This window comes from Mesorhizobium sp. M2A.F.Ca.ET.037.01.1.1, assembly GCF_003998075.1.
Taxonomy (GTDB): domain Bacteria; phylum Pseudomonadota; class Alphaproteobacteria; order Rhizobiales; family Rhizobiaceae; genus Mesorhizobium.
The window spans coordinates 1-7,951 of the sequence record NZ_RZSA01000209.1; the positions used below are offsets into that span (position 1 = coordinate 1).

8 protein-coding genes are annotated in these 7,951 nt (G+C 64.2%); all 8 read left to right on the forward strand.

Annotation, left to right across the window (positions count from 1 at the left end):
* Positions 1-479: LysR substrate-binding domain-containing protein (locus EOA27_RS12935; RefSeq protein WP_245491079.1), on the forward strand; the 479-nt coding region annotated here is incomplete at its 5' end.
* A 167-nt stretch (positions 480-646) separates the two neighbouring features.
* A complete protein-coding gene (locus EOA27_RS12940) occupies positions 647-1,957 on the forward strand; it encodes a sugar ABC transporter substrate-binding protein (RefSeq protein WP_042637462.1) in 1,311 nt (436 codons plus the stop codon).
* Between the two features lie 144 nt (positions 1,958-2,101).
* Positions 2,102-2,974 carry a sugar ABC transporter permease gene (locus EOA27_RS12945; protein WP_126079999.1) on the forward strand — a complete coding sequence of 291 codons (873 nt, stop codon included), beginning with the start codon at positions 2,102-2,104 and terminating at the stop codon, positions 2,972-2,974.
* A gap of 11 nt (positions 2,975-2,985) precedes the next feature.
* On the forward strand, positions 2,986-3,810 hold the full coding sequence (locus EOA27_RS12950) for a carbohydrate ABC transporter permease (protein ID WP_126079998.1): 825 nt from the start codon (positions 2,986-2,988) through the stop codon (positions 3,808-3,810).
* Positions 3,811-3,855: 45 nt separating this feature from the next.
* A complete protein-coding gene (locus tag EOA27_RS12955; protein ID WP_126079997.1) occupies positions 3,856-4,860 on the forward strand; it encodes an ABC transporter ATP-binding protein in 1,005 nt (334 codons plus the stop codon).
* A gap of 10 nt (positions 4,861-4,870) precedes the next feature.
* Complete coding sequence (locus EOA27_RS12960; protein ID WP_127256340.1) at positions 4,871-5,641, forward strand: L-iditol 2-dehydrogenase; 771 nt, start codon at positions 4,871-4,873, stop codon at positions 5,639-5,641.
* A gap of 164 nt (positions 5,642-5,805) precedes the next feature.
* Positions 5,806-7,284 (forward strand): mannitol dehydrogenase family protein, encoded by a 1,479-nt coding sequence (locus tag EOA27_RS12965; protein WP_127256343.1) that lies wholly within the window; start codon positions 5,806-5,808, stop codon positions 7,282-7,284.
* 20 nt (positions 7,285-7,304) lie between these two features.
* Positions 7,305-7,951 (forward strand): HAD family hydrolase (locus EOA27_RS12970; RefSeq protein ID WP_145970333.1); only part of this gene is annotated, 647 nt, incomplete at its 3' end.

Genomic DNA, 7,951 nt, shown 5'->3' on the forward strand with positions numbered 1-7,951 from the left:
GCGAGGATGTCGATATCGCCATCCGCTCCGGCGGCGGCAAGTGGCCGGGCCTGGAAGCGCATAAGCTGCTTGATGCCGATTTCACCCCCATGCTGAGCCCCAAGCTCGCGGCGAGCATAGGCGGCGTCAAGGAGCCGGCCGACCTGTTGCGCCTGCCGATCCTCGACCCCGGCGACGTCTGGTGGTCGCAATGGTTCGAGGCCGCCGGTGTGACCGGCCATGATCTCGCCAAGCGGCCGGGTTCTAGCATGGGCGCGCAGGCCTATGAGGCGAATGCGGCGATGGCGGGCCATGGCGTGGCGATCCTGACCAGGGCGCTGTTCAAGAACGAGATCGCCGACGGCCGTCTGATCCAGCCCTTCGATCTCGTCGGCGATGACGGCCATGCCTATTGGCTGGTCTATCCGACGGCGCGTCGCAATGTGCCGAAGATCCGCGCCTTCCGTGACTGGATCCTCGCCGAGATCGCCTGCGCGTAAGCCGACTGCTCTCAGCCTTCCTCGCCAAGATCCTGGCCGCGTCGCCGGGTCGGGGTTCACGTTTCTGCTGCGCTGCAGCATCGATTCCGCCTTGACATAAATCACACCAAGTGAGTAATTGCTCAAAGCCAAGGCAAATGCTCATCTTGGTTTATGGGAGGAATTTGATGAAACTTCGCACGCTCACCCTGGGCCTGTTGTCGGCCAGCGCTCTCGCTTTCGCTGCGCATGCCGAATCCATCACCATCGCCACCGTCAACAATGGCGACATGGTCCGCATGCAGAAGCTGACGGACGACTTCACCAAGGCCAACCCCGACATCCAGCTCAACTGGGTCACGCTTGAAGAGAATGTGCTGCGCGAGCGCGTGACCACCGACATCGCCACCAAGGGCGGCCAGTACGACGTCATGACCATCGGCACCTACGAGGTTCCGATCTGGGCCAAGCAGAGCTGGCTGCTGCCGCTCGACAAGCTCGGCGACGACTATGACGTCAAGGACATCATCCCGGCCATCGCCGGCGGCCTGTCGGTCGACGGCAAGCTCTATGCCGCGCCCTTCTACGGCGAAAGCTCCTTCGTCATGTACCGCAAGGACCTGATGGAGAAGGCGGGCCTGAAGATGCCCGACGCGCCGACCTGGGAATTCATCAAGCAGGCCGCCGACAAGATGACCGACCGCGCCAATGGCGTGAACGGTGTCTGCCTGCGCGGCAAGGCCGGCTGGGGCGAGAACATGGCCTTCCTCACCGCCATGTCGAACTCCTTCGGCGCCCGCTGGTTCGACGAGAACTGGAAGCCGCAGTTCGATCAGCCCGAGTGGAAGAACACGCTGCAGTTCTATGTCGACCTGATGAAGGCCGACGGTCCGGAAGGCGCTTCGTCAAACGGCTTCAACGAGAACCTGGCGCTGTTCCAGCAGGGCAAGTGCGGCATGTGGATCGACGCCACCGTCGCGGCGTCCTTCGTCTCCGATCCGAAGGCCTCGCAGGTCGCCGACAAGGTCGGCTATGCGCTGGCGCCCGACAACGGCCTAGGCAAGCGCGGCAATTGGCTGTGGGCCTGGTCGCTGGCGATCCCCGCCGGCACCCAGAAGGCCGATGCCGCCGAGAAGTTCGTCTCCTGGGCAACCAGCAAGCACTATGCCGAGCTGGTCGCCTCGAAGGAAGGCTGGGCCAATGTTCCGCCTGGAACGCGCTCCTCGCTCTACGCCAATCCGGAGTACCAGAAGGCGGCGCCCTTCGCGAAGATGACGCTGGACTCAATCAACGCCGCCGACCCGACGCATCCGACCGTCAAGCCGGTGCCCTATGTCGGCGTGCAGTTCGTCGCCATTCCTGAATTCCAGGGTCTCGGCACCACCGTTGGCCAGCTCTTCTCGGCCGCCCTTGCCGGCCAGTCGAGCGTCGACGACGCCCTCAAGCAGGCCCAGGACGCAGCCACCGCGGCGATGACCGAAGGCGGCTACATCAAGTAAGGCTCCTCCCGGTGCCGAACGCCGGTCGCGCATCATGGCCGGCAAGGGGCCGCCCGAAACCCAGTTCGGGCGGCCACCCTTCAAAACCGGGAAGATTCTGGGCGCAACTCTGAAAATCCGGCTGACTTTGGGAGGGTGACCGTCATGGCTACTCAGCAAACCCGTTCGCTTGCCCGCTTCATGATGGCGCCATCGGTGATCCTGCTGTTCGTCTGGATGATCGTGCCGCTGCTGTTCACGCTCTGGTTCTCGTTTCAGCAATACAATCCGCTGAACCCGATGCGTGACGGCTTCGTCGGCTTCTCCAACTACGCGCTGTTCTATTCCAACCCGGCCTTCCTCTATTCGATCCTCAACACGCTCACCATCGTCGTCAGCGTGCTGGTCATCACGGTGGTCGGCGGCATCCTTCTGGCGATGCTGCTCGATCAGCCGATCTGGGGCCAGGGCATCGTGCGCATCCTGGTCATCTCGCCGTTCTTCGTCATGCCGCCGGTCGCGGCACTTGTCTGGAAGAACATGATCATGCACCCGCAATACGGCGTCTTCGCCGACATTGCGCGCTTCTTCGGCGCCCAGCCGATCGACTGGTTCGGCCAGCACCCGCTGACCGCCGTCATCCTGATCGTCGCCTGGCAGTGGCTGCCCTTCGCCACGCTGATCCTGCTCACCTCTTTGCAGTCGCTCGACGGCGAGCAGAAGGAGGCGGCCGAGATGGACGGCGCCGGCTTCGTGAGCCGCTTCATCTACCTGACACTGCCGCACATGTCGCGCGCCATCACCGTCGTCATCCTGATCCAGACGATCTTCCTGCTCTCGATCTATGCCGAGATCCTGGTCACCACCAATGGCGGCCCGGGCTACGCCTCCACCAACCTGCCCTTCCTCGTCTACCAGAAGGCGCTCCTGGAGTTCAAAATCGGCCAGGCATCCGCCGGTGGCGTGATCGCCGTCATTCTCGCCAACATCGTTGCCTTCTTCGCCATGCGCGCCGTCGGCAAGAACCTCGACAAATAAGGGAGGATAAGATGGCCCGCGCAGTCACCACCCAGCACAAGACCATCGCCACGGCCGCGGCCTGGATCGTCGCCCTGCTGATCTTCTTTCCGATCCTCTACACGATCATCACCTCGTTCAAGTCGGAGCAGGAGGCGATCCAGGGCTTCAACCTCATCCCGTCCGGGACCTTCGAGAGTTACTCGGAGGTCCAGCAGCAGAGCGGCTACTTCAAGTTCTTCTTCAATTCGGTGCTGCTCTCGGTCGGCTCGACCATCCTCGCGCTCATCGTCGCCGTCCCGGCGGCCTGGTCGATGGCGTTTTCGCCGAGCAAGCGCACCAAGGACATCCTGATGTGGATGCTGTCGACCAAGATGATGCCGGCGGTCGCGGTGCTGTTCCCGATCTACCTGATCTTCCGCGACACCGGCCTGCTCGACAGCCGCATCGGCCTTACCGTGATGCTGATGCTGATCAACCTGCCGATCGTGGTCTGGATGCTCTACACTTATTTCCGCGAGATCCCAGGCGAGATCCTGGAAGCGGCGCGCATGGACGGCGCCTCGCTGTGGAACGAGATCATCTATGTGCTGACGCCGATGGCCGTTCCCGGCATTGCCTCGACCATGCTCTTGAACATCATCCTCGCCTGGAACGAAGCGTTCTGGACCATCCGGCTCACCACCACCAACGCGGCGCCGCTGACCGCCTTCATCAGCTCCTTCTCCAGTCCGCAAGGCCTGTTCTGGGCCAAGCTCTCAGCGGCCTCGACGCTGGCGATCGCGCCGATCCTGATCATGGGCTGGTTCAGCCAGAAGCAGCTGGTGCGCGGCCTGACCTTTGGTGCCGTGAAGTAGAAAGCCCACGCGGCGGACGACCAAGACCATCCCCGGGAGGAAACCATGGGAAACATCACGCTCAAGAACGTCTCCAAGTCCTTCGGGTCGACGACGATCATTCCGAACATCGACCTCAACATCGAGGACGGCGAGTTCGTGGTGTTCGTCGGCCCCTCGGGTTGCGGCAAGTCCACGCTGCTCAGGCTGATCGCCGGGCTGGAGGACACCAGCGGCGGCACGATCTCGATCGATGGCCGCGACGTCACCCGCGAGGCTCCGGCCAAGCGCAAGCTCGCCATGGTCTTCCAGTCCTACGCGCTCTACCCGCATATGACGGTCGCCAAGAACATCGCCTTCCCGCTGAAGATGGCCGGCGAGGACCAGGCGACGATCGACAAGAAGGTGAAGGACGCGGCACGCGTCCTCAACCTCACCAATTATCTCGAGCGCCGCCCGGGTCAGCTCTCCGGCGGCCAGCGCCAGCGCGTCGCCATCGGCCGCGCCATCGTGCGCCAGCCCTCTGCCTTCCTATTCGACGAGCCGCTGTCCAACCTCGACGCCGCGCTTCGCGGCACCATGCGGCTGGAGATCAGCGAGCTGCATCAGCAGCTGAAGACGACGATGATCTACGTCACCCACGACCAGGTCGAGGCCATGACCATGGCCGACAAGATCGTCGTGCTCAACGCCGGCAACATCGAGCAGGTCGGCTCGCCGATGGAGCTCTACAAGACGCCGAAGAACCTCTTCGTCGCTGGCTTCATCGGCTCCCCCAAGATGAACATGATCGAAGGCGCGCCGGCGGAGAAATACGGCGCCAAGACCATCGGCATCCGGCCCGAACATCTCAACATCTCGACCTTGTCCGGCGACTGGAAGGCGACGGTCGGCGTCGCCGAGCATCTCGGCTCCGACACCTTCCTGCATGTCCAGGCGGACGGCATCGGCACCGTCAATGTCCGCGCCGACGGCGAGGTTGCGGTCAGGCATGGCGACACCGTCTACCTGACCCCCGACAAGACCAAGCTTCACCGCTTCGGCGCCGACGGCAAGGCGCTGGCCGCGTGAGGACGGGACAGTGAGGCTGAAAGCCAAATCGGCGCTGATCACCGGATCGGCGCGCGGCATCGGCAGGGCCTTCGCCGAAGCCTATGCGCGCGAAGGCGCGACGGTGGCGATTGCCGACATCGACCTCGACGCGGCGCAAGCGACGGCGAAAGCGATCGGCCCCGCTGCTTACGCGCTGCGGCTCGACGTCACCGACCAGGCCTCGATCGAGGCGGCGGTGAAAGCTGTCGAGGCGAAGACCGGCGGGCTGGACGTGCTGATCAACAATGCCGCGATCTTCGACCTGGCGCCGATCGTCGAGATCACCAGGGCGAGCTACGACAAGCTGTTCGCGGTCAACGTCGCCGGCACGCTGTTCATGCTGCAGGCCGCCGCCCGCTCGATGATCGCGCGCGGCCGGGGCGGCAGGATCATCAACATGGCAAGCCAGGCAGGCCGGCGCGGCGAGCCGCTGGTCGCGGTCTATTGCGCCACCAAGGCCGCTGTCATCTCGCTGACGCAATCGGCGGGGCTCGACCTCATCAAGCACCGCATCAACGTCAACGGCATCGCGCCGGGCGTCGTCGACAGCGACATGTGGGACCAGGTCGACGCGCTCTTCGCCAAATATGAGAACCGGCCGAAGGGCGAGAAGAAGCGCCTGGTCGGCGAAGGCGTGCCTTACGGCCGCATGGGCAAGCCCGAGGACCTCGCCGGCATGGCCGTGTTCCTCGCCAGTGACGAGGCCGAATACATTGTTGCCCAGACCTACAATGTCGACGGCGGCCAATGGATGAGCTGACGGGATGAGTTGAGGGGGGAGGCGCTTCTCTCTTTTCCTCCGGAGCAAGCGTCGCGGGGCAGGTGAGGGGCAGCATGCTGGAACACCAGATGTTGCCCCTCATCCTCGCTCTCCTCAGGAGGCGTAAACAGTCGGGCTGCAGATCGGCCAAAGGGTAAAATGAGATGACCGTGAAACTCTCTTCCTCGAACCTCGCCAGCCTGCCGGCCAAGGTCGCCGGTCCGAAATATGACCGCTCGGCCTTGAAGGCCGGCATCGTCCATTTCGGCGTCGGCAATTTCCACCGCTCGCACCAGGCTGTCTATCTCGACGACCTGTTCGCCACCGGCGAAGGCCATGACTGGGCTCTGATCGGCGCCGGCGTGTTTGAGGGCGAGAAGATCGGCCGTTCCAAGCTGCAGGAACAGGACTGGCTGACCACTGTCGTCGAGCAGGACCAGGGCCATATGAGCGCCCGCGTCACCGGCGCCATGATCGATTTCCTGACGCCTCGCGATGCGGCCGCGATCATCGAGCGGCTTGCCGATCCGGCGATCAAGATCGTCTCGCTGACCATCACCGAAGGCGGCTATTTCATCGACCCGGCTTCCGGCAAGTTCAACCCGGCCCATCCCGACATCGTCGCCGACGCGCAACCGGGCGCCGTGCCGAAAACCGTGTTCGGCATCGTCCTTGCCGGCCTGCTGCGCCGGCGCGCCGACGGCATCGTGCCCTTCACCGTCATGTCCTGCGACAACATCCCCCATAACGGCCATGTCACCTCAGACGGCGTCATCGGCCTTGCCCGGCTGATCGACGAGGACCTGGCAACATGGGTGGAGGACAAGGTCGCCTTTCCGAACGGCATGGTCGATCGCATCACGCCGGCCACGACCGACCGCGAGCGCCGCATCCTCGCCGACGATTTCGGCTTGGAGGACAACTGGCCGGTGTTCTGCGAGCCGTTCAAGCAATGGGTGCTGGAGGACCATTTCACCGCCGGCCGTCCGGCCCTGGAAAAGGTCGGCGTGCAGTTCGTCAAGGACGTCTCGCCCTACGAGCTGATGAAGATCCGCATCCTCAATGGCGGCCACGCGACAATAGCCTATCCGGCCGGCCTGATGGACATCCATTTCGTCCATGAAGGCATGCAGGAGCCGCTGGTGCGCGCCTTCCTGTCGAAGCTCGAGCATGACGAGATCATCCCGACCGTGCCGCCGGTGCCCGACACCGATCTGGAGGATTACTACCAGCTCATCGAGCGGCGATTCTCCAATCCCAAGATCGGCGACACCATCCGCCGGCTGTGCCTCGACGGTTCCAACCGCCAGCCGAAATTCATCATCCCGACCATCGCCGACCGGCTGAAGGCGGGCGAAGGCGTCGCCGGCCTCGCGCTGGAATCGGCCTTGTGGTGTCGTTACTGCTTCGGCACCACCGACAGCGGCGCCGTCATCGAGCCCAACGACCCGAGCTGGGGCCGCATGCAGGCCACCGCCAGGGCGGCCAAGGATGACCCCAAGGCCTGGCTGGCGATGGAGGACATCTACGGCGATGTCGGCCGCTCGCCCGTCTTCGCCGGGGCCTTCGCCCATGCCTTGAAGGTGCTGTGGGCGAACGGCGCACGCGAAACCCTGGCGCGCTATCTCGCCGGCAAGCTCTGAGGCCAGCGGAAGCCTGCCCGATGACGCCTGAGCTGGTCATCTTCGACTGTGACGGCGTGCTGGTCGATAGCGAGGCGCTTTCGGTCTCGGCGCTGCTCGGCATGATCGAGCTCGCCGGCGGCACGGTCAGCGAGGACGCTGCCTACGAGCATTTCCTCGGCAAGAGCATGAAAAGCGTGCGCGAGATCCTCGGCCAAGAGTTCGGGCTGGAGATCAGCGACCAGCATCTGACCGCGATGCGCGTCGACCTGATGCGCAAGTTCCGCGAGGAATTGAAGCCGATCCCCGGCATCAAGGAGGTGCTGCCGAAGCTCGGTCTGCCTTGCTGCGTCGCCTCGTCCGGCACGCTGGAACGCATCCGCTACGCGCTCGACGTCACCGGCCTGCTGCCGCTGCTGGAGCCGCATATCTTCAGCGCCACCATGGTCAAGCGCGGCAAGCCGGCGCCCGACCTTTTCCTCCATGCCGCTGCCTCCATGCGGGCGCATCCACGCAATTGCCTGGTCGTCGAGGACAGCCCGGCCGGCGTCGCCGCGGCGCGCGCGGCTGGCATGCGCGTCCTTGCCTTCACCGGTGGCTCGCATGCCTCCAATCCGGCGCTCAAGGCGCGGCTTGCGTCGACGGAACCGGACTCTATATTCGCTGACATGCTGCAATTGCCCGATCT